Source organism: Actinocorallia herbida, from assembly GCF_003751225.1.
GTDB classification, from domain to species: domain Bacteria; phylum Actinomycetota; class Actinomycetes; order Streptosporangiales; family Streptosporangiaceae; genus Actinocorallia; species Actinocorallia herbida.
The window spans coordinates 8,745,568-8,771,994 of sequence record NZ_RJKE01000001.1; the positions used below are offsets into that span (position 1 = coordinate 8,745,568).

At 70.3% G+C, this 26,427-nt stretch carries 27 protein-coding genes; 5 read left to right on the plus strand and 22 right to left on the minus strand.

What is annotated here, in order from left to right:
* Positions 1 to 90: 90 nt before the first annotated feature.
* Complete coding sequence (gene radA, locus EDD29_RS39725; protein WP_123669317.1) at positions 91 to 1,485, minus strand: DNA repair protein RadA; 1,395 nt, start codon at positions 1,483 to 1,485, stop codon at positions 91 to 93.
* 87 nt (positions 1,486 to 1,572) lie between these two features.
* Positions 1,573 to 2,280 (minus strand): hypothetical protein, encoded by a 708-nt coding sequence (locus EDD29_RS39730; protein WP_123669318.1) that lies wholly within the window; start codon positions 2,278 to 2,280, stop codon positions 1,573 to 1,575.
* 68 nt (positions 2,281 to 2,348) lie between these two features.
* Between EDD29_RS39730 and EDD29_RS39735 the strand changes: the two genes are divergently transcribed.
* Positions 2,349 to 3,212, plus strand: coding sequence for an HhH-GPD family protein (locus tag EDD29_RS39735; RefSeq protein WP_123669319.1), 864 nt, complete (start codon positions 2,349 to 2,351; stop codon positions 3,210 to 3,212).
* Positions 3,213 to 3,572: 360 nt separating this feature from the next.
* On the opposite strand, the gene EDD29_RS39740 is transcribed toward EDD29_RS39735, so the two are convergent.
* The 4 genes from EDD29_RS39740 to EDD29_RS39755 all read right to left on the minus strand — a co-directional run bounded on the left by EDD29_RS39740 (position 3,573) and on the right by EDD29_RS39755 (position 8,378).
* A complete protein-coding gene (locus tag EDD29_RS39740; RefSeq protein WP_123669320.1) occupies positions 3,573 to 6,089 on the minus strand; it encodes an ATP-dependent Clp protease ATP-binding subunit in 2,517 nt (838 codons plus the stop codon).
* Positions 6,090 to 6,359: 270 nt separating this feature from the next.
* Positions 6,360 to 6,695: a histone-like nucleoid-structuring protein Lsr2 gene (locus tag EDD29_RS39745; RefSeq protein ID WP_123669321.1), complete on the minus strand. Its 336-nt coding sequence runs from the start codon at positions 6,693 to 6,695 to the stop codon at positions 6,360 to 6,362.
* 443 nt (positions 6,696 to 7,138) lie between these two features.
* Positions 7,139 to 7,705: an RDD family protein gene (locus tag EDD29_RS39750; protein WP_246053243.1), complete on the minus strand. Its 567-nt coding sequence runs from the start codon at positions 7,703 to 7,705 to the stop codon at positions 7,139 to 7,141.
* A gap of 160 nt (positions 7,706 to 7,865) precedes the next feature.
* On the minus strand, positions 7,866 to 8,378 hold the full coding sequence (locus tag EDD29_RS39755) for an amino-acid N-acetyltransferase (protein WP_123670974.1): 513 nt from the start codon (positions 8,376 to 8,378) through the stop codon (positions 7,866 to 7,868).
* A gap of 125 nt (positions 8,379 to 8,503) precedes the next feature.
* On the opposite strand from EDD29_RS39755, the gene EDD29_RS39760 reads away from it, so the two are divergent.
* Positions 8,504 to 9,448, plus strand: a complete 945-nt coding sequence (locus EDD29_RS39760) for an NlpC/P60 family protein (RefSeq protein ID WP_246053244.1) — start codon at positions 8,504 to 8,506, stop codon at positions 9,446 to 9,448.
* 86 nt (positions 9,449 to 9,534) lie between these two features.
* On the opposite strand, the gene EDD29_RS39765 is transcribed toward EDD29_RS39760, so the two are convergent.
* Positions 9,535 to 9,753 (minus strand): LuxR C-terminal-related transcriptional regulator, encoded by a 219-nt coding sequence (locus EDD29_RS39765; protein ID WP_123670976.1) that lies wholly within the window; start codon positions 9,751 to 9,753, stop codon positions 9,535 to 9,537.
* Positions 9,754 to 10,139: 386 nt separating this feature from the next.
* Between EDD29_RS39765 and EDD29_RS39770 the strand changes: the two genes are divergently transcribed.
* On the plus strand, positions 10,140 to 11,117 hold the full coding sequence (locus EDD29_RS39770; protein WP_123669323.1) for a LacI family DNA-binding transcriptional regulator: 978 nt from the start codon (positions 10,140 to 10,142) through the stop codon (positions 11,115 to 11,117).
* On the opposite strand, the gene lysX is transcribed toward EDD29_RS39770, so the two are convergent.
* The 8 genes from lysX to EDD29_RS39810 form a co-directional block, all read right to left on the minus strand.
* Positions 11,112 to 12,629 carry a bifunctional lysylphosphatidylglycerol synthetase/lysine--tRNA ligase LysX gene (lysX, locus tag EDD29_RS39775; RefSeq protein ID WP_123669324.1) on the minus strand — a complete coding sequence of 506 codons (1,518 nt, stop codon included), beginning with the start codon at positions 12,627 to 12,629 and terminating at the stop codon, positions 11,112 to 11,114. The genes EDD29_RS39770 and lysX overlap by 6 nt on opposite strands.
* A gap of 312 nt (positions 12,630 to 12,941) precedes the next feature.
* Entirely contained in the window at positions 12,942 to 13,730 is a 789-nt protein-coding gene (locus EDD29_RS39780; RefSeq protein ID WP_123669325.1) for a type III pantothenate kinase, read from the minus strand.
* Positions 13,730 to 14,611, minus strand: a complete 882-nt coding sequence (nadC, locus tag EDD29_RS39785; protein WP_123670977.1) for a carboxylating nicotinate-nucleotide diphosphorylase — start codon at positions 14,609 to 14,611, stop codon at positions 13,730 to 13,732. Before nadC ends, EDD29_RS39780 begins: the two co-directional genes overlap by 1 nt.
* Positions 14,611 to 16,278 (minus strand): L-aspartate oxidase, encoded by a 1,668-nt coding sequence (locus EDD29_RS39790; protein ID WP_123669326.1) that lies wholly within the window; start codon positions 16,276 to 16,278, stop codon positions 14,611 to 14,613. The genes nadC and EDD29_RS39790 overlap by 1 nt, the downstream gene beginning before the upstream one ends.
* Positions 16,279 to 16,414: 136 nt before the next feature.
* On the minus strand, positions 16,415 to 16,828 hold the full coding sequence (gene panD / locus EDD29_RS39795; RefSeq protein ID WP_123669327.1) for an aspartate 1-decarboxylase: 414 nt from the start codon (positions 16,826 to 16,828) through the stop codon (positions 16,415 to 16,417).
* Positions 16,828 to 17,667, minus strand: coding sequence for a pantoate--beta-alanine ligase (panC, locus tag EDD29_RS39800; protein WP_123669328.1), 840 nt, complete (start codon positions 17,665 to 17,667; stop codon positions 16,828 to 16,830). The genes panD and panC overlap by 1 nt, the downstream gene beginning before the upstream one ends.
* Complete coding sequence (locus EDD29_RS39805) at positions 17,664 to 18,566, minus strand: Rossmann-like and DUF2520 domain-containing protein (RefSeq protein ID WP_123669329.1); 903 nt, start codon at positions 18,564 to 18,566, stop codon at positions 17,664 to 17,666. Before EDD29_RS39805 ends, panC begins: the two co-directional genes overlap by 4 nt.
* A 249-nt stretch (positions 18,567 to 18,815) precedes the next feature.
* Entirely contained in the window at positions 18,816 to 19,844 is a 1,029-nt protein-coding gene (locus tag EDD29_RS39810; protein WP_246053245.1) for an SAM-dependent methyltransferase, read from the minus strand.
* A gap of 326 nt (positions 19,845 to 20,170) precedes the next feature.
* Here EDD29_RS39810 and EDD29_RS39815 point away from each other — a divergent pair, with 326 nt between their 5' ends.
* Entirely contained in the window at positions 20,171 to 20,431 is a 261-nt protein-coding gene (locus EDD29_RS39815; RefSeq protein ID WP_123669331.1) for a chaplin family protein, read from the plus strand.
* Positions 20,432 to 20,483: 52 nt separating this feature from the next.
* On the opposite strand, the gene EDD29_RS39820 is transcribed toward EDD29_RS39815, so the two are convergent.
* Together EDD29_RS39820 and EDD29_RS39825 are read right to left on the minus strand one after the other, a co-directional pair.
* The gene (locus EDD29_RS39820; protein ID WP_123669332.1) at positions 20,484 to 21,806 is read right to left on the minus strand and encodes a PH domain-containing protein; all 1,323 of its coding nucleotides are present in this window, start codon (positions 21,804 to 21,806) and stop codon (positions 20,484 to 20,486) included.
* Positions 21,803 to 22,342 (minus strand): PH domain-containing protein, encoded by a 540-nt coding sequence (locus EDD29_RS39825; protein ID WP_246053246.1) that lies wholly within the window; start codon positions 22,340 to 22,342, stop codon positions 21,803 to 21,805. Before EDD29_RS39825 ends, EDD29_RS39820 begins: the two co-directional genes overlap by 4 nt.
* 84 nt (positions 22,343 to 22,426) lie before the next feature.
* Here EDD29_RS39825 and EDD29_RS39830 point away from each other — a divergent pair, with 84 nt between their 5' ends.
* On the plus strand, positions 22,427 to 23,572 hold the full coding sequence (locus EDD29_RS39830) for an NADH-quinone oxidoreductase subunit D (protein ID WP_123670979.1): 1,146 nt from the start codon (positions 22,427 to 22,429) through the stop codon (positions 23,570 to 23,572).
* A gap of 58 nt (positions 23,573 to 23,630) precedes the next feature.
* Here the strand turns inward: EDD29_RS39830 and EDD29_RS39835 are convergent, their stop codons facing one another.
* The 5 genes from EDD29_RS39835 to folP are packed head-to-tail and all read right to left on the minus strand — an operon-like array spanning position 23,631 to position 26,243.
* The gene (locus EDD29_RS39835) at positions 23,631 to 24,092 is read right to left on the minus strand and encodes a DUF3180 domain-containing protein (RefSeq protein ID WP_123669333.1); all 462 of its coding nucleotides are present in this window, start codon (positions 24,090 to 24,092) and stop codon (positions 23,631 to 23,633) included.
* Positions 24,089 to 24,640, minus strand: coding sequence for a 2-amino-4-hydroxy-6-hydroxymethyldihydropteridine diphosphokinase (gene folK, locus EDD29_RS39840; RefSeq protein WP_123669334.1), 552 nt, complete (start codon positions 24,638 to 24,640; stop codon positions 24,089 to 24,091). Before folK ends, EDD29_RS39835 begins: the two co-directional genes overlap by 4 nt.
* Positions 24,637 to 24,996, minus strand: a complete 360-nt coding sequence (folB, locus tag EDD29_RS39845) for a dihydroneopterin aldolase (RefSeq protein WP_123669335.1) — start codon at positions 24,994 to 24,996, stop codon at positions 24,637 to 24,639. Before folB ends, folK begins: the two co-directional genes overlap by 4 nt.
* The gene (locus EDD29_RS39850) at positions 24,983 to 25,417 is read right to left on the minus strand and encodes a nuclear transport factor 2 family protein (RefSeq protein ID WP_123669336.1); all 435 of its coding nucleotides are present in this window, start codon (positions 25,415 to 25,417) and stop codon (positions 24,983 to 24,985) included. Before EDD29_RS39850 ends, folB begins: the two co-directional genes overlap by 14 nt.
* On the minus strand, positions 25,404 to 26,243 hold the full coding sequence (folP, locus tag EDD29_RS39855) for a dihydropteroate synthase (RefSeq protein WP_123669337.1): 840 nt from the start codon (positions 26,241 to 26,243) through the stop codon (positions 25,404 to 25,406). The genes EDD29_RS39850 and folP overlap by 14 nt, the downstream gene beginning before the upstream one ends.
* Between the last annotated feature and the right edge of the window lie 184 nt (positions 26,244 to 26,427).

Sequence of the window (26,427 nt, forward strand, 5' to 3'; positions counted from 1 at the left end):
GAGAACCCCTTCTCCGTTCGATCGGACGTGGTAGCCACCGGTATGGTTCCCTTTCTTCCTGAAATGATGGGCATCGAATTCTCATCGTGATCAAGGCGCGGTGAAGGCCACTCGGGTGGCCTCGGCCAGGGTGTCGACCTCGATCACCTTCATGCCCTCGAACTCGACCGCCCCCAGCTCCCGCAGCGGACCGCGTTTGCCCAGCTCCAGCGCCCCCCGTGGCACGATCGCGCTGCGGAAGCCCAGCCGCGCGGCCTCGCTGAGCCGCCGCTGAGCCCCCGGCACCGCGCGCACCTCCCCGGCGAGGCCCACCTCGCCGACCGCGATCAGCGTCGGCGACAGCGGCTGCTCGGAGCTGGATCCGGCGACGGCGAGCGCCACCGCGAGGTCCACCGAGGTCTCGGTGAGCCGCACCCCGCCCACGGTCGAGACATAGATGTCCTTCTCATGCATCTTCATCCGCGCCCGCTGCTGGAGCACCGCGAGGACCATCGCCACCCGGGTCGAGTCCAGCCCCGAGGTGGCCCTGCGCGGCGATGGCAGGAAGCTCTGCCCGACCAGCGCCTGCACCTCGGCCACCAGGGGCCGCCTGCCCTCCAGCGTGACGGTCACGCAGGTGCCCGGCACCGGTTCCTCGCGACGGGTGAGGAACAGCCCGCTCGGGTCGGCGAGGCCCACGATGCCGACCTCCGACAGGTCGAAGCAGCCGAGTTCGTCCGTCGGGCCGTAGCGGTTCTTCACGGCGCGGATCATCCGGAGCCTGCTGTGCCGATCGCCCTCGAAGTACAGGACGACGTCCACCAGGTGCTCCAGCAGCCGCGGCCCCGCGATCGCCCCCTCCTTGGTGACATGGCCGACGAGCACCGTGGTGATCGCGCGCTCCTTGGCGATCCGGATCAGGTTCGCCGTGACCTCCCGGATCTGGGTGACCCCGCCCGGCGCCCCGTCCGCCTCGGCCGAGCCGATCGTCTGGATGGAGTCCACGATCAGCAGCCGTGGCCGCACCGACTCCACATGGCTCAGCAGCGCGCCGAGATCGGTCTCGGCGGCGAGGTACAGCCGCTCGGTGATCGCGCCCACCCGATCGGCCCGCAGCCGCACCTGCTCGGCCGACTCCTCACCCGTCACGTACAGCACGGCCCCCTGACCCGCAGACAGCGCCGCGACCTCCAGCAGCAGCGTGGACTTGCCGATGCCCGGCTCCCCCGCCATCAGCACCACCGCGCCCGGCACCAGCCCGCCGCCCAGCACCCGGTCCAGCTCGTCCATCCCCGTCGGCCGGGACGATGAGCTCCGCACGTCGACCTCGCCGATCGGCCGGGCCGGCGCGCTGACCGGCCCCGCCGACACCACCCGCGGCGGGGCGGCCCCGCCCGCCTCGCCGACGGTGCCCCACGCCTGGCACTCACCGCACCGGCCGACCCACTTCGCGGTCTGCCACCCGCACTCGCCGCACCTGTACGCGGTCTTCACTGCCTTGGCCATGCCAAGACCTTAAGCCGATCCACCGACACTTTCCGGCGGCCCTGTGGACAACTCCGCCGGGCCGCCAGGGCGCCCCCGGAAAGCCCCTCAGGACGGCGCGAGCAGCGTGAACGTCTGCTTGGGCGTCTTCACCCCGCGCGTGGTCGCCCGCACGGTGTACTCGCCGGGCGACACCTTGTCCTGCCCCGCCGCGCACCCGCTGGAGCTGCGCCTGCGGTTCCACTCGAACGTCGTCGCGTACGGGATGCCCCGGCGCAGCAGCTGGATCGACGAGCCGGCCCAGGCGGGGCAGTGCGCCGACGACCAGATCTTGTACGGCCCCGTCGTGATCCGCGTGACGAACCGCTCGGCCCCGACGTCGAACGTGCAGTCCAGCTCGCCGGTGTTGACCACGGTCAGCCGGAACGACGGCCGCTCACCGGGCCGGAACTGCGGCCTGGTCGGCGTGATGTTGGCGACCACGCTGTTCTTGGCGCAGACGTCCCCCGGCCTGCGCGGCGCCGCCACGGTGGCGGTGACCGTCGCGGTGTAGGTGATCGTCGGCAGGACGAGCGGGTCGGTCGCGCTCGGGCTCCCGCTCGCCGCCACCACCGGGCCCGGCTTGGCCCCGCTCGGCGACGGACTCGCCGAACCGGTGCCCGCGGCCTTGTGGACGGGGGGCTCCTCCGCCCCGCCCATACAGCTCCAGGCCACCCCTCCGACGACCAGCAGCACCGCGCCGAGCGCGAGCGCCCTGCGCCGCCAGTACGCCTCGGCGTAACCCTCATCCTCATAACCCGGCGTGCCCGAATCCATGCCGACAGTATGCTTTTTGGATCTTCCGGCGGACCGTGCGACACGCGCACCCCCTAAGCTGGGCGGCGATGCCGACCGAATCCATACTCGCCTGGTACGCCGTCCACGCCCGCGAGCTGCCGTGGCGCGCGCCCTCCGCCTCCCCCTGGTCGATCCTGGTGAGCGAGCTGATGCTCCAGCAGACGCCGGTCAACCGGGTCCTGCCCGTCTGGACCGTCTGGATGGCACGCTGGCCGACCGCCGCGAGCCTCGCCGCGGAACCGTCCGGCGAGGCGGTCCGCGCCTGGGGGCGGCTCGGCTACCCGCGCCGCGCCCTGCGGCTGCACGCCTGCGCCGTCGCGATCACCGAGCGGCACGGTGGCAAGGTGCCCACCGACCACGCCGAACTCCTCGCCCTCCCCGGCGTCGGCGCCTACACCGCGGCGTCCGTCGCCAGCTTCGCGTTCCGCCAGCGGCACGCCGTCCTCGACACCAACGTCCGCAGGGTCCTCGCCCGGCTGAAGTCCGGCCAGGAGCACCCGCCGAAATCCCAGACGACGGCGGAACTCCGCCTGGCCGAGTCACTCCTCCCCGAGGAGGCCGAGACCGCCGCGACCTGGGCCGTGGCCGTCATGGAGCTGGGCGCGCTGATCTGCACCGCCCGCTCCCCGCGCTGCGCCGACTGCCCGGTGATCGCCCAGTGCGCCTGGTACAAGGCGGGCAAACCTGCGTGGGACGGCCCGCCCCGCCGCGGCCAGACCTACGCCGGCACCGACCGGCAGTGCCGCGGCCGGCTCCTCGCCGTCCTCCGAGACGCCTCCCACCCCGTCGAGAAGCCCGCCCTCGACGTCGTGTGGTCCGACGCCGTCCAACGCGAACGCGCCCTGGACGGCCTCATCGCCGACGGCCTCGTCGACCCCCTGGACGACGGCAGATACGCCCTGCCGAGTTAGCCGGGCGTGCTGGTCGGCCCACCCTCCGGCCCTGGGGCTTACCATCTGGCCCGCCCTCCGGACCGGGGGGCCTGCGGGCGGGCTGTGATCGGGCTCTTACGAGCCTGGGGCCGTCCCTCCGGCCCGGGGGCCTGCGGGACGGCCCCAGGGAGCCCGATCACGTGGTTCTCCGCGCCTGGCGGCGCTCCCTGGAAACCGGCGGTGTCCTAGGGCCCTTGTTTGGAACACCGGGCCCTTGTCGGGAACATTGGAAGGGCTCGCGGCCCTGAGGGGTTGCGGGTCTTTCCGTCTCAAGCGGCCCCGGACAAGCCGAAGGGCCCGCATCCCCGAAGGGGGCGGGCCCATGGCTCAGGACGGGTCTCAGTCCTTGTTGAGGTTCAGCGGAGAGGCCTCCTCGATCGCCGCGACGTCCGGGACGGACGACGGCTTCGGCATGCCCTTGAACGTGAACTTGGCGTTCTCGCCCGTGCCCTCGGTGTCGACCACGACGATCTGGCCGGCCTTGAGGTCGCCGTAGAGGATCTTCTCGGACAGGGTGTCCTCGATCTCCCGCTGGATGGTCCGGCGCAGCGGCCGGGCGCCCAGCACGGGGTCGTAGCCCCGCTCGGCCAGCAGGTCCTTGGCGGACTGCTTGAGCTCGATGCCCATGTCCCGGTCGCGCATGCGCTCGTCCAGGCGGGCGACCATCAGGTCGACGATCTGGATGATCTCCTTCGGCGTGAGCTGGTGGAAGACCACGATGTCGTCGACACGGTTGAGGAACTCGGGCCGGAAGTGCTGCTTGAGCTCCTCGCCGACCTTCGCCTTCATCCGCTCGTAGTCGCCCTTGGCGTCGTCCGCGCGGCCGAAGCCGATGGACAGGCCCTTGGAGATGTCCCGGGTGCCGAGGTTGGTCGTCATGATGATGACGGTGTTCTTGAAGTCCACGACCCGGCCCTGGGCGTCGGTCAGGCGACCGTCCTCCAGGATCTGCAGCAGCGAGTTGAAGATGTCCGGGTGGGCCTTCTCGATCTCGTCGAACAGGACCACCGAGAACGGCTTGCGCCGCACCTTCTCCGTCAGCTGGCCGCCCTCCTCGTACCCGACGTAGCCGGGCGGGGAGCCGAACAGCCGCGAGACGGTGTGCTTCTCCATGTACTCGGACATGTCGAGCGAGATCAGCGCCTCTTCGTCGCCGAACAGGAACTCCGCGACGGTCTTCGACAGCTCGGTCTTACCGACACCGGACGGGCCGGCGAAGATGAACGAGCCACCGGGACGCTTGGGGTCCTTCAGACCCGCACGGGTACGCCGGATCGACTGGGAGAGAGCCCTTATGGCGTCCTCCTGGCCGATGACGCGCCGGTGCAGCTCGTCCTCCATGCGCAGGAGCCGCGCGGACTCCTCCTCGGTCAGCTTGAAGACCGGGATGCCGGTGGCGGTCGCCAGGACCTCGGCGATGAGCTCCTCGGTGACCTCGGCGACGACGTCCATGTCGCCGGCCTTCCACTCCTTCTCCCGCTGCGCCTTGGCGGCCAGGAGCTGCTTCTCCTTGTCGCGCAGGGCGGCGGCCTTCTCGAAGTCCTGCGCGTCGATCGCGGACTCCTTCTCCCGACGGACGTCGGCGATCTTCTCGTCGTACTCGCGCAGGTCCGGCGGCGCGGTCATGCGGCGGATGCGCATCCGCGACCCGGCCTCGTCGATGAGGTCGATCGCCTTGTCCGGCAGGAACCGGTCGGAGATGTAGCGGTCGGCGAGCTGGGCGGCCGCCACGAGGGCGCCGTCGGTGATCGAGACGCGGTGGTGCGCCTCGTACCTGTCCCGCAGGCCCTTGAGGATCTCGATGGTGTGCGACAGGGACGGCTCGGCGACCTGGATGGGCTGGAAGCGCCGCTCCAGGGCGGCGTCCTTCTCCAGGTACTTGCGGTACTCGTCCAGCGTCGTGGCGCCGATGGTCTGGAGCTCGCCGCGGGCCAGCATCGGCTTCAGGATGCTGGCGGCGTCGATCGCGCCCTCGGCGGCGCCCGCCCCGACCAGGGTGTGCAGCTCGTCGATGAACAGGATGATGTCGCCGCGGGTGCGGATCTCCTTGAGCACCTTCTTCAGGCGCTCCTCGAAGTCACCGCGGTAACGCGAACCGGCGACCAGCGCGCCGAGGTCGAGCGTGTAGAGCTGCTTGTCCTTGAGCGTCTCGGGGACCTCGCCCTTGACGATCTTCTGCGCGAGCCCCTCGACGACCGCGGTCTTGCCGACGCCGGGCTCACCGATCAGCACCGGGTTGTTCTTGGTGCGGCGGGACAGCACCTGCATGACCCGCTCGATCTCCTTGTCCCGGCCGATGACCGGGTCGAGCTTGCCCTCACGGGCGGCCTGGGTCAGGTTGCGGCCGAACTGGTCGAGCACCAGGGACGTGGAGGGAGCGGACTCCGTAGCGGTGCCGGTCGCCGTCGCCTCCTTCCCCTGGTAGCCGTGCAGCAACTGGATGACCTGCTGGCGGACCCGGTTGAGGTCGGCGCCCAGCTTCACCAGGACCTGCGCCGCGACGCCTTCGCCCTCGCGGATCAGGCCGAGCAGGATGTGCTCGGTGCCGATGTAGTTGTGGCCGAGCTGCAGCGCCTCGCGCAGCGACAGCTCCAACACCTTCTTGGCGCGCGGGGTGAAGGGGATGTGCCCCGACGGCGCCTGCTGACCCTGGCCGATGATCTCCTCGACCTGCTGGCGCACGGCTTCGAGACTGATCCCCAGGCTTTCGAGGGCCTTGGCGGCGACACCTTCACCCTCGTGGATCAAGCCAAGGAGGATGTGCTCGGTGCCGATGTAGTTGTGGTTGAGCATCCTGGCCTCTTCTTGGGCCAGGACGACCACCCGCCGTGCACGGTCGGTGAACCTTTCGAACATCTCGTCGCTCCCTCACACCGCCCCGCAGGAGGTCTTCAGGTGAAGGCCTTCCCAGTGCTGGGGCTGTTCATCCTCATCCAACTACCGACTGAGCGTGCCGTGTTCCCGATACGCCACAGGCGAACGACCTATTGGGGCTCTCCTCCCACGAGTACCCCTGGAGACGCGCAGTTTCCCGCTCCGGTCGGGACTTTCCGATACGCCACAAGCGAACGGCCCGACTCCGCGCTGGGCGGATCGGGCCGTTCGCTCGTTCAGTGCAGCGTGCGTCTAGTGCGCGGCGTCGTACTGCTCCACCACCGAGGCGGGGATGCGACCCCGCTCGTTGACCTTGATGCCCTGGCCCTTGGCCCAGGCCCGGATGTCGGCGCTGCGCTCGCGGTTGGAAGCGCCACGCTTGGCCGGTCCCGCGGTGCGCCCGCGCTTGGCCGAACCGGCGCGGCGGGAGTGCTCCACGAAGGAGGAGAGAGAATCGCGCAGCTTCTTGGCGTTCTCGGCGCTCAGGTCGATCTCATAGGCCGCGCCATCGAGCGAGAACGACACCGTCTCGTCCGCCGCGCCGCCGTCGAGATCGTCGACCAGACGAACAATAGTTTCGCGTGCCATGGGGCTGGCCTTTCAGCAATCGGTAGAGCCGGGGCACACGAGTCGGACACCGATAGGTCGCGCACCGATCGGGCGAGCCCGGCGATAGTTCATTCGGTTGACAAAGATATACCCGACGACTGCAGATGACAATTCAGCGCCCGCCAGAGTTTTCGCTCCCACGATGTGACGGACCGTAATCGGCCCGGATTCCAACGGGAGATTCATGCCGAGGCCATCTCAGCCGACAAGTCGATCATGGATTCCCACCCGAATCCAACGCAGATGCCACCTTTAACCCATCCCCGCGGCGCCCGTGCACACCCACATGAGATATACCCGGCGATAAGGGTGAGAATTGCTTGAAGCCCCCAGGACGCAACGAAGGCCGTCCGGCAGATGCGCCCGGACGGCCTTCACTGTGATGAGCATCTCCCCTAAGAGGGGGGCCTTATGGCCTGACCCTATGACCACTCCGCCCGGTCATCTACCACGACAGTACCGGCGTATCGGTCATGGATGCTCTGGAAGAGCGGCCTGTCCCAGACGGACCAGGCGTAGGCCATGAACACCCCGGCGGCCGCGACGAACATGAGGAAGATGAAGAAGGACCACACCTTCACGCCGAGGAGCAGGAACAGAAAAATGCCCAGCATGTAGCCGAGATTGTTGATCGCGGCCCGGTAGACGGCCGTCGTGATCGGCAGCGCGTCCCCCGCCGGATCGGCGAGCACGACCCGCAGGCCGACCTGCCGTTTGCCCAGCGTACGGCCCCAGACCGCGAGCTGGATCGCCTCGTAGAGGAACGGGATGACCGCGACGACGATGAAAGTGGTCCACAGCACCGGCGTGGACCAGACTCCGTCTTCTTCCTTGTTCACCCCGATGGAGGCGAGCACGATCGGGAACAGCACCGCGAAACCGCCGGCCCATACGAGTCCGGCGTCGATCAGCCGGGCCAGGGCGCGCGGCCGGAATGCCGCGAGAGGAAGGCTTTCGGCGGGATGCGGGCCCGCCGGACGCGGCGGCACTTGCGGCGGCGGGGCCGAAGGCCCGCCGCGGGACTGCGCGGGATCGGGATATCCCGGCCGCCCCTGAAATCCAGGTCCCTGAGGAGGCCGACCGTGTGGCGGGGGCGGCCCATATCCCCCTCCGGGGCCATACGGGTTGGGGGGTCCACTCATGATGACGTCATTCCTCCAAGCGAAGCAGCATCCGGGTGTTGCCCAGGGTGTTCGGCTTCACCCGGTCCAGATCAAGGAACTCCGCCACACCGTCGTCATAGGAGCGCAGCAGCTCTTCATAGACGTCGTGCTGCACCGGCGTGCCCTGGATCTCAGTGAAGCCGTGGCGCGCGAAGAAGTCCACTTCGAAGGTGAGGCAGAAAACCCGCCGCACGCCAAGATCCCGGGCGGTCTCCAGCAGCCGCTCGACGATCTGGTGGCCGATGCCGAGCCCCCTGCATTCGGGGTCGATTGCGACGGTCCGCACCTCGGCGAGGTCCTCCCACATCACATGCAGGGCGCCGCAGCCGATGACCCCGCCGTTTCCGGGGGCGTCCGCCACCCAGAACTCCTGCATGTCCTCATAGAGCGTGACCGTGCTCTTCTGGAGCAGACGGCGGCTGTCCCCGCCATAGGTCTCGACCAGCCTCCGGATAGCACGGACATCGGGCGTACGCGCCCGGCGGATCGTCAACTCCATAGTGAGCATGAGACTATCCGCAGGGCGGAGCTTTCGCCGACCCATGTTCGGTTCCGGTTGGCACGGACCCCGGTTTTCGTTAGTCTCCTCGACCGAGCCCTAGGCGGGCCCAGGAGAGGAAGACCGTGAAGCACGTCCGAAGCCGTCTGCTCGCCATCGCCTGCGGCCTGCTCGCCTCCTCCATCGTGATCCCCGGTACGGCGCACGCCGAGCCGGATCCGATGAAGAAGATCGAGGCGATCCACGAGGAACTGGAGACCGTCAGCGAGGAGATCAACGGTCTCAAGGTCAAGCTGAAGCAGGCCGAGCGCGCCGCGAAGGTCGCCCGGGAGAACGCCAAGCGGCAGCAGAAGGCCATGGAAGGCGCCGCCGAGCGTGTCGGCACCCTGGCCGCCACCAGCTACATGTCCGGTGGCACCGCCACCGACCAGGCGTTCCTGCTGGCCACCTCGAACGACCCCCAGACGTTCCTCGACCAGAGCGCCACCCTCAGCTACTTCGCCAACCAGGACGGCACGCGCGTCATGACGCTGCTGTCGGCGATGCAGTCCGCGAACCGGGCGCAGAAGTCCGCGGACGACCGGGCCAAGCAGGTGCGCGACCTCAAGACACAGCTCACCGACCGGCAGGACGAGCTGAAGGACCAGTACACCGAGATCCGGGACAAGATCGTCCGCGAGGACCCGGGCAAGGTCGTCGACATCCCGCCGGTGCCGGGCGCCGGCAAGGCCGCCGAGGCGCTGCGGTACGCGCTGGGCCAGCTCGGCAAGCCGTACGTGTGGGGCGCCGCGGGCCCCAGCTCCTATGACTGCTCAGGGCTGGTCATGTGGGCCTACCGCCAGGTCGGTATCAGCCTTCCGCACTACACGGGCAGCCAGTGGAACGCCGGCACGCACATCTCCCAGGACGACCTCCAGCCGGGAGACCTCGTCTTCTTCTACAGCGATCTGCACCACGTCGGCCTGTACCTCGGCGACGGGCAGATGGTCCACGCGCCGCAGACCGGTGACGTCGTGAAGATCGCGCCCATCGCCGGCCGGCCGTTCGCGGGCGCCGTGCGCCTGGCCTGAGCCCCGGGCCCGCGCGCCCGGGGACGACGCTCCCGGCACGACGCCGCCCGCGGGAACGGAGGGGTTCCCACGGGCGGGCCGGTGGATCAGATGAGCTGCCTGCGGGCCGCCCAGACGACGGCCTCGATGGGGGTGTTGACGTCGAGCCGGTCGCAGATGGTCCGGAGCCTGCGGCGCAGGGTCCGGGCGCTCAGCTCAAGCTTGCGCGCCGCGACGTCGGCGGTGACTCCACTGGCGATCTGGGCGAGCAACTTCAGTTCGTCCTCGCTCAGCCGAGGTTCGTCGAACGCCCTGCGTGCGAGCATGGCCTGTTCCACTCCATTCCTCCCTCGTCGATGGTGCGACCGCGGGGGCGCAGCCTGTGGGCTGCACGGGCAATGGTTCTCGGTCTCGGTTGTGTTCGGTGGCCGGACTCGGCCGATGCGTCGTTTGCGGGCCGTTCGCGGGGAACTGTGAGTAACGTCGGCTTGAGGGAGGGGACATCGGTTGCAGCCTTCCCCTTCCCGGTCCGTGAATCGTTTCAAGGTCCCTACGGTCCGGAACGCTAGGCGGCCGGATCTGGACCGTCAAGGTCCCAAAGAGCGCTAAAAGTGATCATCCCGCCACATCCCGTGCCGTCCAGGACGGCCTTGCGCGAACGATATGGCGTTAACCTGCGAGAACACGTCCCGGACCGGAGGGGAGTGGGCTGATGCGAGCAAGTATTCGTGAGGTGGCGCGGCGTGCGGGAGTCTCAGTTGGGACCGTTTCGAATGTCCTAAACCGGCCAGAACAGGTGGCCGAAGCGACCAGAGTCCGGGTGCTCGCCGCGATCGAGGAGCTGGGATTCGTCCGCAACGAGGCGGCCCGCGCCCTCCGCAAGGGCTCGGGACGAACACTCGGAGTACTCGTTGAGGACATCGCCAACCCCTACTTCACCGACGTCGCACGCGGCGCGGAGGCCGCGCTGAACGAGTTCGGCTTCGACGTCCTGTGGTGCACCAGCGAGGGCTCCCCGGAGAAGGAGCGGCGCTGTGTCGACTTCCTCGAGGAGCAGGGCGTCTCAGGGCTCATCGTGACCCCCGTGGGGCTCGACGCGCGACGGATAGGGCGGCTGCGCGCCCATGGCGTCTCCGTCGTCCTGGTCGACCGGAAGATCCCCGGCGCGGGCGCCTGCTCGGTCGGCGTCGACCACGTCGAGGGCGGGCGGCTCGCCGCCGAGCACCTCACCGCGATCGGCCGGCACGACCTCGCGTTCGTCACCGCGGAACCGGAGACCCCGCCGCTGCGCCAGCGCCGCGCGGGGGTCCTGCGCGCGCTGACCAGGTCAGGGCACGCCCCGCCGCTGACCATCGCCGAGCCCGGACTGACCACCGAGGCGGGCCGACACGCCGCGCAGCGCCTCATGGACTTTGGAACGCTCCCCGACGGCGTCCTGTGCGCGAACGACCTCATGGCCATCGGCGTCGTCAACGAGCTCGTGCGGGGCGGGGTGAAGATCCCCCAGGAAGTGGCGGTGGTCGGCTACGACGACATCGCGCTCGCCGCCACCGCGGTGGTGCCCCTGACCACGGTGCGCCAGCCCCGCCGCGATCTCGGCAGGATCGCGACGGAACTGGCGCTCGCCGGCGCGGAAGGCCGGAACATCGTGCTCACCCCGGAACTGGTGATCCGGGAGTCGGCCTCATGAGCCCGGCTTGACCAGCGGGAAGAGGATCGTCTCGCGGATGTTCTTGCCGGTGAAGGCCATGATCATCCGGTCGATGCCGGCGCCCATGCCGCCGGTGGGCGGCATCGCGTACTCCAGCGCCCGCAGGAAGTCCTCGTCGAGCTGCATCGCCTCGGGGTCGCCCCCGGCGGCCAGCAGCGACTGCTCGGTGAGCCGCCGCCGCTGCTCGATCGGGTCGACCAGCTCCGAGTAGGCGGTGCCCAGCTCGGTGCCGAACCCGATGAGGTCCCACTTCTCGGTCAGCAGCGGCTCCGCCCGGTGCTCCCTGGTCAGCGGGGAGGTCTCCAGCGGGTAGTCCATCACGAAGGTCGGCTGGAGCAGCGTGTGCTCCACCAGCTCCTCGAAGATCTCCTGGACCAGCTTGCCCTGGCCCCACTTGGGGTCCCAGTGGATCTCACGCGCGTCGGCGAGCTTGCGGACCTGCTCGATCGCCGTGTGCGGGGTGATCTCCTCGCCCAGCGCCTCCGACACCGCGCCGAAAAGCGTGATGCGCGGCCACACCGGCAGGCCGAGGTCGTACTCCCGGCCCTCGTGCACGACCACCGAGTGGCCCAGCGCGGCCACCACGGCCTTCTGGTACATGCGCTGGGTGAGGTCGGCCATGTCGTTGTAGTCGAGGTAGGTGCCGTAGGCCTCGAGCATGGTGAACTCGGGGTTGTGCGTCGAGTCCGCGCCCTCGTTCCGGAAGTTCCGGTTGATCTCGAAGACCTTCTCCACGCCGCCGACGACGAGCCGCTTGAGGTACAGCTCGATGGCGATGCGCAGGTACATCTCCATGTCGTAGGCGTTGATGTGCGTCTTGAACGGCCGGGCCGCCGCACCGCCGTGGATCGGCTGGAGCATCGGGGTCTCGACCTCGAGGTACCCCTCCTCGTGCCAGAAGTCGCGGACCGCGCGCACCGTGTCGCTGCGCAGCCGCGCCATCTTGCGCGCCTCGTCGTTGACGATGAGGTCGACGTAGCGGTACCTGACACGCGCCTCGGGGTCGGTGAGACCCGCGTGCTTCTCCGGCAGCGGCCGCAGGCACTTGGACGTCAGCACGAAGCTCTCGGCCATGACCGAGAGCTCGCCGCGCTTGGACGAGATGATCTCGCCCACGACGCCGACGTGGTCGCCGAGGTCGATGTCGCTCTTCCAGGCGGCCAGCGCCTCCTCGCCGACCCCGGCGAGGGAGATCATCACCTGGAGGTCGCCCGTGCCGTCGCGCAGGGTCGCGAAGCACAGCTTGCCGCCGATCCGCGAGAGCATGACGCGCCCGGTGATCGCGGCTTTCTCACCCGTCTCGGTGCCCGGCTCCAGCTCGGGGTATTTGGCGCGCACCTCGGCGATGGTGTGCGTGCGCGGGAAATTCACCGGGTAAGGGTCGATGCCGCTCTCCCGCAGTCGCGCCACCTTCTCGAGGCGGACGCGCATCTGCTCGGGCGCATCGGCATAGCCGTCGCCCTGGGACGCGTCGAAGGTCTGCTCACTCACGGTGTCAGGCTACCGAGCCCCAATTTCCAACGCGAACGCGATATATGGAGAACTCCCGTCGCCGCCGACCTGACCGGCCTTCCAGGGAGCGCCGTCAGGCGCGGCCGCACACGTGATCGGGCGCCCCTGGACCGCCCCGTAGGCCCCCAAGGGCCGAAGGGGCGGCCCAGGGATCTCAAGCGCCCGATCACACGCCCGACCGCAGGCCCCCCAGGGCCGGAGGTCGGGCCGGCGAACACAGCCCAGGGATCTCAAGCGCCCGATCACACGCCCGACCGCGGGCCCCCTAGGGCCGGAGGTCGGGCCGGTGAACTACGAGCCGCCGATGTTGCGTTCGTAGATGAGGCGGAGGCCGTGGAGGGTGAGCCAGGGCTCGAAGGCGTCGATGCTGCGGGCCTCCTCAAGGACGAGGGGGGCCAGGCCGCCCGTCGCGACGACCTTGACGTCGTCGGGGTTGTCGCACAGCTCCTCGGCCATCCGGTCGACCAGGCCGTCCACCTGGCCCGCGAAGCCGAAGATGATGCCCGACTGGAGCGCCTCGACGGTGTTCTTGGCGATGACGTGCCGGGGCCGGACCAGTTCGATCTTGTGCAGCTGGGCGCCGCGGACCGACAGCGCGTCGATGGAGATCTCGATGCCCGGCGCGATCGCCCCGCCCACGTACTCGCCCTTGGCCGAGATGCAGTCGAACGTCGTCGCGGTGCCGAAGTCGACGACGATCGCCGGACCGCCGTACATGTTGATGGCGGCCAGGGAGTTGACGATCCGGTCGGACCCGACCTCCTTGGGGTTGTCCATCCGGACCGGAACGCCCGTCTTCACCCCCGGCTCGACGATGACCGCGGGCACGTCGCCGTAGTACCTGCGGCACATCTCGCGCATCTCGTGCAGCACCGACGGCACGGTCGAGCACAGCGCGATCCCGCTGATATCGGTGTCGACGAGCAGTGGGCTCTGGTTGACCAGGCCCTGGAGCACGACCGCGATCTCGTCCGCGGTGCGGCGCGGATCGGTGTTGATGCGCCAGTGCTCGATCACCTCCTCGGCCTCGAAAAGGCCGAGCACGGTGTGGGTGTTGCCGACGTCGATGGTGAGAAGCATCAGGTCCCCGCTACTGGACGGAAGTCAAGGCCGATGTCGAGGGCGGACGCGGAATGCGTCAACCCGCCGACCGCAAGGTAATCCACACCGGTCACGGCGGCGTCTCGTGCCCTGTCCAGGGAGAGACCGCCAGACGCTTCGAGGGTCGCTCGACCGGCCGTCAGGCTTACCGCCTCGGCCATCGTGGAGTCCGTCATATTGTCCAGCAGAATGTCGGTGGCTCCGGCCGTCAAGGCCTCCTGAAGCTGGTCCAGGGTGTCCACTTCGACTTGGATGTGCAGCTCCGGGTAACGCGCGCGCACCGCCTGGAAGGCCGCGGTGACGCCTCCGGCCGCCGCGACATGGTTGTCCTTGATGAGCGCGGCGTCCTGGAGGGACATCCGGTGGTTCACCCCGCCGCCACAGCGCACCGCCCATTTCTGCAGGCCGCGAAGGCCGGGCAGCGTCTTGCGGCTGTCGCGGACCCGTGCCTTGGTGCCCTCCAACGCCGCCACCCACCGCGCCGTCTGGGTGGCGATGCCGGACAGGTGCGTAAGGAAGTTCAGCGCTATCCGCTCGGCGCGCAGCAGCCCGACCGTCGGCGCGGTGACGGTCAGGAGAACGTCGCCCTTGCCGACGCGCTCTCCGTCCTTCACCTTCGGTTCCAGGGACGCCCGGTCGCCGAGCAGGATCTCGAACACGGCCTCGGCCACCAGCAGACCCGCCACGACGCCCTCGCCGCGCGCGGTGAAATCGGCGGTGGACACCTGTGCCGGGTCGAAGATCGGCTCGCTCGTCACGTCGACGTCGCCGTCCTCGGCCAGCGCGACGCGCACGACCTTCGCCACCCGCTCCGGCTCGAGTCCCTCGGCGCGCAGCCGCGCCTGAAGCTCCGGTGTCATCACTCGCCCTTCGATGCAGTCGTCTTGTTCGCGGGCCCGCCCGCGGGGTGGAAGGCCAGTTCGTAGCCGTTCCCAGAGCCCGGGGCCCGCCCGGCCCGACCGACCAGGCGACCGCGCCACGCGGCGTCGTCGCGGTCGGGGAAGTCCTCGCGCCAGTGGCTGCCGCGGGTCTCGGTGCGCCGCGCTGCCGCCGCGACGACGGCGGTGGCGACCTGGTGAAGGTTGGTCGCCTCCCATGCCTCCACGCACGGCTGCGCGGACGTCAGCCCGGCGAGCCGCGCGAGGGCGCGCTCCGCCTCCGCGAGGCCGTCCGCGCTGCGCAGGACGCCGCAGTAGGCGCTCATCACCCTCTGGACCTCCGCGCGCACCGTCGGATCGAGCAGCCCTGCGGTCCCGCCGGACGGCTCGGCCGCCACGACCTGCCTTGCGAGGTCGTCCTTGACCGCTTCTCCGATGCGCTCGGCGAAGACGAGCCCTTCGAGCAGCGAGTTGGAGGCGAGGCGGTTGGCACCGTGCACGCCCGTGCAGGCGACTTCCCCGCAGGCGTAGAGGCCCGGGATGGAGGTGCGGCCGTAGAGGTCGGTCATGACGCCCCCGCTGGCGTAGTGCGCGGCGGGGACCACGGGGATCGGGTCGGTGACGGGGTCCACGCCGTGGCGCCGGCAGCTCGCCAGGATGTTGGGGAAGCGCGACTCCCAGAACGCGGCGCCGAGGTGGCGGCCGTCGAGCCACATGCAGGGCTCGCCCGTCTCCCGCATCCGGTTCATGATGCCCTTGGCGACGACGTCACGCGGGGCCAGCTCAGCGAGTTCGTGGCGGCCCGTCATGAAGCGCTCCCCGGACGCGTCCACGAGGTGCGCGCCTTCACCGCGCACGGCTTCGGAGATGAGCGGCTGCTGGCCTTCGGCGTCCGGTCCGAGCCACATGACGGTCGGGTGGAACTGCACGAACTCCAGGTCGGCGACCTCGGCCCCGGCGCGCAGCGCGAGCGCGACCCCGTCACCGGTGGAGACCTCCGGGTTGGTGGTCGCCGCGAAGACCTGGCCGAGCCCGCCCGTCGCCAGGACGACGGCCCTGGCTCGGACCGCGCCCACGCCGTCGCGCGAGCCCTCCCCCATGACGTGCAGGGTGACGCCCGCGGCGCGTCCGCCGGCCGTCAGCAGGTCGAGGACGAGCGCGTGCTCGATGACCTCGACGCCGTCGGTCTGCTTGAGCGCGGCGAGCAGCGCCCGGCTGATCTCCGCGCCCGTCGCGTCGCCACCGGCGTGCGCGATGCGGCGCCGGTGGTGCCCGCCCTCGCGGGTGAGCGACACCGAGCCGTCAGAGGCGAGGTCGAAGTGGGCGCCGGTGTCGATCAGCCGGCGGACCGCGTCGGGTCCCTCGGTGACGAGGATCCGGACGGCCTCCTCGTCGCAGAGTCCGACGCCCGCGGTGAGCGTGTCGGCGAGGTGGTCGGCGGGGCTGTCGTCGGGGGCCAGCGCCGCGGCGATGCCGCCCTGCGCCCACCGGGTGGAGCCCGCGTCGAGGAGCGCCTTGGTGACCAGCAGGACGCGCCCGTGCCCGGAGGCGCGGATCGCCGCGACGAGCCCGGCGATGCCGGATCCGATCACGACGACGTCGGTTTCCACGGTCCAGCCCGGCACTCCTGCCGCGCGCTCCTTGATCATCGGGCCCTCCTCGGGGGTTTTCGTCAGTATGACAGTAAACCCATTTGAGGCATTCCTCCGGGGGTGTCGAACAAAGTCTGGAACGTCACCAGACATCCCTACGCCACCCGTCCGCCGGTCGTCCTGTCCGCCCGATTCAGCCCACGAGGTCCGGACGGCGGGTGTCGGTGCCGGGGACGGGCTCGGCCGGGTCGTCCCCGAGCAGGACGATCTTGTTGGCACCGTCCACGTGCACGACCGAGGGCTTGAAGGCGCGGGCGTCCGCGTCGGTCATCGCCGCGTAGCTGATGATGATCACGAGGTCGCCCGGGTGCACCAGGTGCGCCGCGGCGCCGTTGATGCCGATCACCCCGGTGCCGCGCGGCCCCTCGATGACATAGGTCTCCAGCCGGGCGCCGTTGGTGATGTCCACGATGTGCACCTGCTCGCCGGGCAGCAGGTCGGCGGCGTCCAGCAGATCGGCGTCGATCGTCACCGAGCCCACGTAGTGCAGGTCGGCCTGGGTGACGGTGGCGCGGTGGATCTTGGACTTGAACATGGTGCGGAACATCAGAACTCCAGGGGGAGGTTGTCGATCAGCCGGGTGGCGCCGACGCGTCCTGCGACGGCGAGTACAGCCGGACCTCGGTGTCCGGAGGCGACGGGGGTGAAGGTGGCCGGGTCGGCCAGCACGAGGTAGTCCAGGAGCAGCGGAGGGTCCTCCTTGGCGGCCGCCGCGAGAACGGGTTCCGCCGCGGCGAGCACCGACCCGGGACCGCCCGCGACGGCGTCACGGCCCGCGAAGAGCGCCCGGGACAGGGCGAGGCCGGTCACCCGCTCCGCCGCCGACAGGAACCGGTTCCTGCTGGACAGGGCGAATCCGTCGGCCTCCCGGACCGTCGGCACCGCGACGATCTCCAGATCGAGGTTCAGGTCGGCCACCAGCCGCCGCACGATCGCGAGCTGCTGCGCGTCCTTCTGCCCGAAGAACGCCAGATCGGGCCGGACCATGCCGAAGAGCTTGGCCACGACCGTCGCCATCCCGTCGAAATGCCCGGGACGCGCCGCGCCCTCGACGATCTCGCCCATCCGCCCGGTCCTCACCGAGACCTCGAGCGGCAGGGGGTAGACGTCGTCCACGGACGGCGCGAAGACGAGCTCGGCGCCCTCCTCGGCGCAGATCGCCGCGTCCGCCTCCAGGGTGCGCGGATAGCGGTCGAGATCCGCCTGCTCGCCGAACTGGAGCGGGTTCACGAAGACGCTCACCACGACATGGTCGGCGGCCTCCTTGGCCGCCCGGACCAGGGCGCGGTGCCCTGCGTGCAGCGCCCCCATCGTCGGGACGAGGGCGACCCGGCCGGGCAGCGCCCTGCGCGCCCGGCGGAGGTCGGCGACGGTGTGCACGATCATCGGGGTCCTTCCGTTCGGCGGGGGTCCGACAGCGCGCCGAGCAGCCGCTCGGCGTCCTCCGGCTTGAGCAGTCCGGCGTCCAGGGCCAGGTCGGCCGTGCGCCGGGCGAGGGCCAGATAGGCGGCGATGGCGTCGGGCTCGGCCTTCGCCAGCGCGGCCACGTGATCGGCGACCGTGCCCGCGTCCCCGCGCGCGACCGGCCCCGTCAGCCCCTGGCCGCCGAGGCGCAGGGCGTTGTCGAGGGCGGCGCCCAGCAGCGGGCCGAGCATCCTGCCGGGTTCGGCGACCCCCGCCTTGCCCAGCAGCCCGGACGCCTCCACGACCAGCGTGACCAGGTGGTTCGCGCCCGCGGCGAGGGCCGCGTGGTACAGGGTGCGGTTCTCCTCCTCGATCCACACGGGCTCGGCGCCCATCTCGAAGACCAGGGCCTCGGCGATCGGGCGGAGCGGCCCCGGAGCGGTGACGCCGAAGGAGATCCCGGCGAGGCGGGCCAGATCATCGGGGCGGCCGGTGAAGGTCATGACGGGGTGCAGCGCCAAGGGCAGCCCGCCCTCACGCGTCAAAGGGTCGAGGACGCCTGCGCCGTGCCGTCCGCTGGCGTGAGCGAACAACTTGCCTTGCACGGGAACTCCGGCGGCGACGATCCCCGCGGCGAGCCCGGCGAGCTCGTCGTCCGGGACGGTCAGCAGCACAAGGTCCGCGGCCCCGACGACCTCCTGGGGCGCGAGGAACGGCACCCCGGGCAGGATCGCTTCGGCGCGCGGGCGCGACGAGACCGCCGACGCGGCGGCGACGGGGTGCCCGGCACGCTGCAGAGCCGCGGCCAGCACGGTGCCGACACGGCCCGCGCCGACGACCCCGACCTTGAGCCTGCCGGGTCGCTGAGAAGGCATTTCCATGAACGTTCCAGTCCTCGCAAGGGGTACCGGACGGTTGCGACAGCCAAGGGTACCCAACCCCTGGAGCTGCTCTCCTGACACCCGCCCTGACCCGTGGTCACCAAAAGGTCGCTTCGGGGCCATAGCCGCCCGCGCCCACCAGGGGCGAAGGTGGTTTCTGCCACACCACCATCACACACCGTGAAGGGAGGCGCCTAAGGAGGATCTCCCGGATGGATTCAGGGGTCCCGGCGACCGCCGGTCCGGTGCTCACCCGGTCAGGCCGTGGGCGGCGGTCGCCCTGGGTTCGGCCTCCGCGAACCCGTCGAGGCGCACCCCCCTGGATTGCATCAGCCAGCCGAACCCGCCGAGCCCTCCGGGATCGGTCAGTTCGGCGGACTCCCCGGCCCGCGTCAAGCTCCGCAGGTAGGCGCGGGGATCGGCCACCGCGAGCTCCCGCGGCGGCCGGGCGCCGGTCACGCCGAGAGCGCGCAGCGCCGCGCGCTGGGTGGTGCGGACCGTCACCAGGGGGAGTCTCGGGAAGGCCGTCGCGGGCACGCTCCCTGCCTCCGCGACGCCCCGCGAAGCGGCCTTCACGGCCGTCTCGCCGGTCGGCCTGGCGCCCGGCGAGACGGCCTGCTCCACCGCGGCCCGCACCGCGGCCTCGGCCGCCGAGTCGAGGGCGACATGTGCGGTGATGTCGCAGGTGCCGTCCGGGACGGGCGCGACGGCGAGTCCGTCGCGGTACCCGGTCAAGGTGGGCCGCCGCGTCTCCGCGTCGTGGGCGTAGTCCGCGGCGACGGCGAGGCCCGCGTCCAGCCGGTCGACCAGCCCCGCCCAGGCGACGTCCCGGGTACGCCCGATCTCGGCGCGCTCCCCTTCGGGCCACCGCGAGTCCGGCCACCACCGGACCAGCCACGCGAGGTCCGCCGGATCCGGTTCCCGGCCCGTCCCCTCGCGTCCCGAACCGTCGACGAGCACGAGCCGGGGCCCCTCCGGGGTGCGCACCGCGAGGTCGAGCGGCACGTTGTCGAGCCACTCGTTGGCGACCACGAGCCCGGTGATCCGCGCGGGCGGCTCGGTCGCCCAGACCAGGCCCGGCACCGTCCGCGACGGCCGGGGCGCCACCTCGACGGCGGTCGCCCGCACCCTCGCGCGCAGCTCTTCCGGCAAGGCGGCGAGCACCCCTTCGGCCAGCGCCCCGTCGCCCGCCCCCATGTCGACGAAGTCGAGCCGGGCGGGCCCGCCGAGTGCCGTGTCGACCGTCGCGAGAAGCCTCGCGACCGCCTCCGCGAACACCGGGGACACATGCACTGAAGTCCGGAAATGTCTTCTTGGACTCTGCGTCCGATAGAAGCCCTCGGGGCCGTAGAGAGCCCCCTCCATCGCTTCGCGCCACCCGATCACGCCACAAGCGTGGCACACGCGTGTCGCCGGAGACCCGCCAGATTCCCGGACATAGCGACGCCAGAAGGTAAAGGGATGGTGATCCTTGCCTCCTAATCGAGTAATCGTGCTCGAATTAGCGACCCACTACCGGCGAGTAGCTGAATAACTACTCCACGTGAGAGTTCGGGGCGGCATTGCTCCGATGCTTCGTCCACGTACCAGGAGGATCTCCTTCAATGTCGCTCAAGAAAATCGCCGGCACCGGTCTGCTCGCCATCACCGCCTTCGGCGTGCTCGGCGGCGCCGGCCAGGCGTTCGCCAGCAACGGCGGTAACGACGGGCCGGAGAACAACAACAACACCGGCCTCCTCACGGGCATCCAGCTGATCGCCCCGATCTCGATCCCGATCAACCTCTGCGGCAACGGCATCGCGATCCTGGGCATCGCCAGCGGCTCCTGCACCGACAGCGGCGTCGTCGTCAAGAACGACTTCTAAGTCGGTCCTTGAACGGCCGGCGGTCCCCACGGGACCGCCGGCCGTTCGCATCTCAGCGGGCCCACCGCTCCGGCCGCACCGCGAGGGCGCGCGCCCGGTCGGCCCGCGCGACCGCGTCGTCGGCCATCTCCCGCGCCCCGACCATGTCCCGGTCCACGGCCGCGACGTGCACCGGTCCGGGCGGCACATCGACGTGCACGGTCGCCCGGCCGAACAGCCGCTGCCACGGCGTCGCCGTCATCCGGACGGACTGCGCGCGCGCCAGCGCGACGACGTCCCACATCCGGCAGAACCTGCCCCGGCGCGTCACGAACACCTCGGCCGACGTGCCCGCCGCCGCGTGCGCCGACTCCCCCTCCACCAAGGTGATGCGCTCCAGCGCGACCCCCGGGAACACCTCCGCCACGAGAGCGAACGCCGCGTAAGTCGGCGCGACCGGCACCAGGGTCGACGACAGCGCCTGCCGATCCCCGCCGTAGCCCGCGACGGTCACCTCGACCCGCGCCCAGCCGAACGCCCGCCACATCAGCGGCTCCACCACCCGCACCGCCTGGATCCGGCCCGGCGGCACGGTCTGCGTGCGGGTCTCGAACAGGCCGTAGCGCAACCGCATCCCGTCGGGCGCGACCGCGATCGCGAACTCCGTGTAGAGCACCAGCGGGGCGATGACCCCGCGCAGCAGCCCGAGCAGGAGCGGCACCGCCACCGCGAGCACCGCGAGCTCATGAAAGACGATGCCGAACGCCACCAGCGCGAAGAACAGCGCGATCGCCGCGAGCACCGGCACCTTGAACATCAGCGAGGCGAACAGCACGCCGAGCGACACCCGTCCGATCGGCCGCTCCGGCGCCTCAGGGGTGTGCGCGGGCAGGCCCGCGGCGAGCGCCAGCAGTTCCGCGCGCAGCGCCCGCGCCTCCTGGTCGCCGAGATAGCGCAGCGTGATCTGCGCGGAGGTACCGCCCGCCAGCTCCAGATGCACCTCGGCGAGGCCGAGCACCCTGCCGACGAGCGGCTGCACCACATCGACGCCCTGCATCCGCGACAGCGGGATGCGCCGGATCCGGCTGCGCACGATGCCCGCGTCCACCACGAGGTCGTCGCCTTCGATCCAGTAGCGCAGCGCCCACCAGTGCCAGACCCCGACGGCCGCCGCGACCACCGCGACGGGCACCGACACCGCGACGAACACGATGATGCGCACGATCGGGATGGTGACCGTCCCGTCGGTCGGCACGATGAGCAGCCACAGCCCGATGAGAACCAGATAGACGACGAAGATGGTGAGCGCCCGCAGCGGCGCGGTCGCCCAGTGCAGACGGCGCGCCCCGACCGTCGGCCAGGCCGGGCGCGGCGCCATCGCCAGATAGGGCGTCACAGACCCGACCCCTCGTCCCCGCGCCGGGCGAGCCTGTCGCGCAACTGGTCGGCCACCGCGGTCGGCAGGCCGGGGATGCGCGCGTCCGTGGTCGCCGCGGCGGTGTGCAGCCGGACCGTCGCGAGCCCGAGCACCTGCTCCAGCGGCCCCGACGTGACATCGACGAACTGCATCCGCCCGTAAGGCACGATGACGACACGGCGCCCGAAGACGCCGGACGTGACGACGAGGTCGTCCGCGCGCTCCAGGAATCCCCACGCCTGGAACTCCTGCTCGGCGGCCACCCACGCGAGGACGAACCCGATGAGCACCGCGGCCGTCCACAGCAGCACTCCGGCCGCGCCCGCCGACCGGGAGACCACCAGCGCGCCCAGCGGACCGCCGAGGACCACCACCGCGAGTGCGGACAGCCGCCTGTGCCAGCGGTAGCGCGGCGACAACCGCCACCACTGCGCGCCCTGCGGCGGACCGAACGCCTCCTCACGGCTGCGCTGACGGTACGGTTCCGGCGGCATCATCTGCGGCTGCTCGTTCATCGCGCCCCAGTCAACCCGAAACGCCGCTTCCGCGACACCGCCGCGGAGCGCCCGCCCGTCCCGGCTTCTGCGACCATGGCGTGCATGGAGACGCGCACAGTCGGGATCGGCGCCGGGGCCAAGGAGCTGGGCACCGAGGACATGATCCTCAACATCGGGCCGCAGCACCCGTCCACCCACGGCGTGCTCCGGCTGCGCCTCACCCTGGACGGCGAGCGCATCGCCGCGTGCGAGCCGATCCTCGGATACATGCACCGCGGCGCCGAGAAGCTGTTCGAGGTGCGCGACCTGCGCCAGATCATCATGCTGGCCAACCGGCACGACTGGCTGTCGGCCTTCTCCAACGAACTCGGCGTCGTGCTCGCCGCGGAGCGGATGCTGGGCATGGAGGTGCCGGAGCGGGCCGTCTGGGCGCGCACGCTCCTCGCCGAACTGAACAGGATCCTCAACCACCTCATGTTCCTCGGGTCCTACCCCCTGGAGGTCGGTGCGATCACCCCGATGTTCTACGCGTTCCGGGAACGAGAGGAGATCCAGCGCGTTCTGGAGGAGGTCTCCGGCGGCCGCATGCACTACATGTTCAACCGGGTGGGCGGCCTCAAGGAGGATCTGCCCTTCGGCTGGATCGAACGGACCCGTCAGGCCGTCGCGCTCGTCCGGTCCCGGATGGGCGACATCTCCGACCTCATCCTCGGCAACGAGATCTTCCGCGCGCGCACCCGCGGCATCGGCGTCCTGTCCCGCGAGCAGGTCCTCCAGTACGGGGTGAGCGGGCCGATCGCGCGGGCGTCCGGCGTCGACTTCGACCTGCGCCGCGACGAGCCCTACCTCGCCTACGGCGAACTCGACGTCCCCGTCGTCACCCGGACCGAAGGCGACTGCCTCGCGCGCTTCGAGTGCCTGCTCGACCAGACGCACGTGTCACTCGGCCTCGCCGACGCCTGCCTCGACCGGCTCGCGGAACTCCCGCCGGGACCGGTCAACCAGCGGCTCCCCAAGATCCTCAAGATCCCCTACGGCCACACCTACGCCTGGACCGAGAACCCACTCGGCCTCAACGGCTACTTCCTCGTCTCCCGCGGCGAGAAGACGCCGTGGCGCCTGAAACTGCGCAGCGCGAGCTTCAACAACATCCACGTCCTCCCCGAACTCCTCGAGGGGCTCCTGGTCGCCGACATGATCGCCATCCTCGGCAGCATGTTCTTCGTCGTCGGCGACATCGACCGCTGAGCTGCGTGGTGGTCGCCCGCGCGGCCGCGGATCGCGACGTCGTCGGCGGCGTCGACCGCTAGCGCTTGTCGTCGTCCTTGTCCTCGGGGATGCGGCAGCACCACTCGAGGAACAGGCCCGCGCCCATGAGGACCAGGGCCGACAGCGCGGTCGCGGCGCTCACATAGAAGTCGTGCCGCAGCGTCGGCTTGTCCAGATCCCCCGCGACATGCAGGACGAACCCCAAGAAGACGCCCGCCAGGACCGCCGCCGCGTGCGCGCTGGCCTTCCCCAGCACCGCGAGCCGCGCGACGCTCAGCGGATCGACCGGCCTGGCCGTCTCCGCCGCGGACTTGTGCAGGATCTTGTTCCGGGTGCCGACCCCGGTGAACGCCTCACCGACCGCGAGCAGCAGGAACGTGGGGACCGCGGTCCACGGCAGCGGGGGAAGCTGACTGTAGAAACCGCGCAGCAGCGCCCACACCACGAGCGCCGGCACCAGGACCAGCGCGAGGAGCACCGAGGGGCGGGTCGCCTTCACGAGGGGAGCTGGAGGGCCAGGTCGTCCCGAACCGTGACGACTTGATCGGTCAGCCCCGCGACGAGATCGGCGACCCGGCCGTGCGGTTCGAGCACCGCCTCCGGGTCGAGCTCCAACCAGGGCGAAAGGACGAACGCCCGCTCGTGCGCGCGCGGGTGCGGCAGCATGAGCGCCGGATCCGCCGACGTGACGCCCTCGTACAGGACGATGTCGATGTCGAGGGTGCGCGGCCCCCAGCGGACCACCCGCTCCCTGCGCATCGACTCCTCGATCGACAGGACCCGGTCCAGCAGCGTCATCGGCGCGAGCCTGGTCGAGGCGACCACCACGACGTTGAGGAAGTCGTCCTGCTCGACACCGCCCCAGGGGGCGGTCTCATAGACGCGCGAGATGGCCCGGACCGTCAGGCCCGGGGCATCGAACAGCGCGTCCACGGCCTCCTGGAGGTTGTCCAGCCGGTCGCCGAGGTTGCTGCCGAGCGAGAACACGACCCTGTGGTCGGAAAGCATGTGACCGCCGGTGAGGGTGCGGTCGTCTTCTGCGTTCATCCGCGGCTCCTGAAGATCGTGACGGCGACGTCGGCGAACGGGTGGGGGATCGGCGCCGCGGGCTTGTGCACGGTGACCTCGGCGCTGCGTACCCGCTGATCGGCCAGGCACACCTCGGCGAGCCGCTCCGCGAGCGTCTCGATGAGATCGACCGGCTCCCCGGTGACCACTTCCACCAGGGCCGAAGCCAACTCCCCGTAATGGACCGTGAGCGTGACGTCGTCCTTCTCCGCCGCCGGACGCAGATCAAGGCTCAGGACGGCGTCCACGACGAACTCCTGCCCGAGCTCGCGCTCGGCCGGGAGGACCCCGTGGTGTCCCCGTGCGCGCAGTCCGCGCAGCTCAATCCGATCCATCGTCGTCCGTTCCGTCGAGCACCGGTGAACCGTGGTTCACCCACAGGCGCCAACGCCCCTCTTCTCGTACGAACACCTTGGTGGACACGACGCTTCCCCCGGCGATGAATCCCTCGTCGTCCTCGTCGGCCGTGAGAATGTTCTCCTCGCAGGTCAGGACCGCCTGATCACCGCGCACCTCGGTCCGCACATCGGTCAGCACGAACTGGATGTACGCGGTGTTGGCCATGATCAGCGCCCAGGAGCGCATGACCTCGTCCCGTCCCCGCAGCATGGTCCAGCCCGGGTGCACGCACGTCACCGTGTCGGCCCAGTCCCCATCGGCCCAGACCTCGTGCATGAGGTCAAGGTCCCCGTTCTCGAATGCCGTATAGAAGTTGGCATTGGCGGCCTCTACCGCGGCTGCTTCATCCACGCACAGAGCCTATGGCGGCGGCGACCCTCACCGCGTCCGCGTTCGGCTTCACGTTGTGCACCCGCACGCACCAGGCGCCTTCCAGCGCGGCGATCGCGGTCACCGCGAGTGTCGCGTCGTCACATTCGGCGAACGGGCGCGGGGTGCCGTCGGCGTCGGCGAGCAGCTTGCCGAGGAACCGCTTGCGGGACGCGCCCACCAGCACCGGGAAGTCCCGGCCCAGCTCACGGGTGACCGCGAGCAACCGCCAGTTGTGCGCCGGTTCCTTGGAGAACCCCAGCCCCGGGTCCAGCACGATCATCGACGGATCCACGCCCTGCGCGATCACCGCGTCGACCCGGGTCCGCAGCTCCCGCTCCACATCCGCCACGACATCCCGGTACTGCGTCCGCGTGTGCATCTCGTGCCCATGCCCGCGCCAGTGCATCACCACATAGGGCACCCCAGCCGCCGCGACGACCGGCGCCATGTCCGGATCCGCGAGCCCCCCGCTCACATCGTTGAGCAGCTTCGCCCCGGCCTCCACCGCGGCCGCCGCCACCTCACCCCGCATCGTGTCGACGCTCACCGCGACACCCTCCGCCGCGAGCGCCGCCACCACCGGCACCACCCTGCGCAACTCCTCCTTGAGCGAAACCCGCTGCGCCCCAGGCCGAGTCGACTCCCCCCCGACATCAATGATGTCGGCCCCGTCCTTCACCAACTCAAGCCCATGCTTCACCGCCCGCTCCTGATCGAACCACTCCCCCCCATCACTGAACGAGTCAGGAGTGACATTCACCACCCCCATGACCAGACAACGATCAACATCAGGCAGCCCAGGAACACTCATCCCCCCACCCTAAACCCTCCCCCCAAACCCCCACCCACCCAACCCCTAACCCACCCCCGGATACCGAAAACAAGGCGAATACACATTAATCCCGATCCTCGCCGGCCTACCGCGGCTTGGCATAATTCCTTCAACAGTTCCGCCGTATCCAGGCCCCGGCGCCTTGAAATCTACTCTCATAGAC

Coding starts and splice junctions, on each gene's coding strand:
- radA (WP_123669317.1), bottom strand. CDS start 1,485: ATGGCCAAGGCAGTGAAGACCGCGTACAGGTGCGGCGAGTGCGGGTGG.
- EDD29_RS39730 (WP_123669318.1), bottom strand. CDS start 2,280: ATGGATTCGGGCACGCCGGGTTATGAGGATGAGGGTTACGCCGAGGCG.
- EDD29_RS39735 (WP_123669319.1), top strand. CDS start 2,349: ATGCCGACCGAATCCATACTCGCCTGGTACGCCGTCCACGCCCGCGAG.
- EDD29_RS39740 (WP_123669320.1), bottom strand. CDS start 6,089: ATGTTCGAAAGGTTCACCGACCGTGCACGGCGGGTGGTCGTCCTGGCC.
- EDD29_RS39745 (WP_123669321.1), bottom strand. CDS start 6,695: ATGGCACGCGAAACTATTGTTCGTCTGGTCGACGATCTCGACGGCGGC.
- EDD29_RS39755 (WP_123670974.1), bottom strand. CDS start 8,378: ATGGAGTTGACGATCCGCCGGGCGCGTACGCCCGATGTCCGTGCTATC.
- EDD29_RS39765 (WP_123670976.1), bottom strand. CDS start 9,753: ATGCTCGCACGCAGGGCGTTCGACGAACCTCGGCTGAGCGAGGACGAA.
- EDD29_RS39770 (WP_123669323.1), top strand. CDS start 10,140: ATGCGAGCAAGTATTCGTGAGGTGGCGCGGCGTGCGGGAGTCTCAGTT.
- EDD29_RS39780 (WP_123669325.1), bottom strand. CDS start 13,730: ATGCTTCTCACCATCGACGTCGGCAACACCCACACCGTGCTCGGCCTT.
- nadC (WP_123670977.1), bottom strand. CDS start 14,611: ATGACACCGGAGCTTCAGGCGCGGCTGCGCGCCGAGGGACTCGAGCCG.
- EDD29_RS39790 (WP_123669326.1), bottom strand. CDS start 16,278: ATGATCAAGGAGCGCGCGGCAGGAGTGCCGGGCTGGACCGTGGAAACC.
- panD (WP_123669327.1), bottom strand. CDS start 16,828: ATGTTCCGCACCATGTTCAAGTCCAAGATCCACCGCGCCACCGTCACC.
- panC (WP_123669328.1), bottom strand. CDS start 17,667: ATGATCGTGCACACCGTCGCCGACCTCCGCCGGGCGCGCAGGGCGCTG.
- EDD29_RS39805 (WP_123669329.1), bottom strand. CDS start 18,566: ATGGAAATGCCTTCTCAGCGACCCGGCAGGCTCAAGGTCGGGGTCGTC.
- EDD29_RS39815 (WP_123669331.1), top strand. CDS start 20,171: ATGTCGCTCAAGAAAATCGCCGGCACCGGTCTGCTCGCCATCACCGCC.
- EDD29_RS39825 (WP_246053246.1), bottom strand. CDS start 22,342: ATGAACGAGCAGCCGCAGATGATGCCGCCGGAACCGTACCGTCAGCGC.
- EDD29_RS39830 (WP_123670979.1), top strand. CDS start 22,427: ATGGAGACGCGCACAGTCGGGATCGGCGCCGGGGCCAAGGAGCTGGGC.
- folK (WP_123669334.1), bottom strand. CDS start 24,640: ATGAACGCAGAAGACGACCGCACCCTCACCGGCGGTCACATGCTTTCC.
- folB (WP_123669335.1), bottom strand. CDS start 24,996: ATGGATCGGATTGAGCTGCGCGGACTGCGCGCACGGGGACACCACGGG.
- folP (WP_123669337.1), bottom strand. CDS start 26,243: ATGAGTGTTCCTGGGCTGCCTGATGTTGATCGTTGTCTGGTCATGGGG.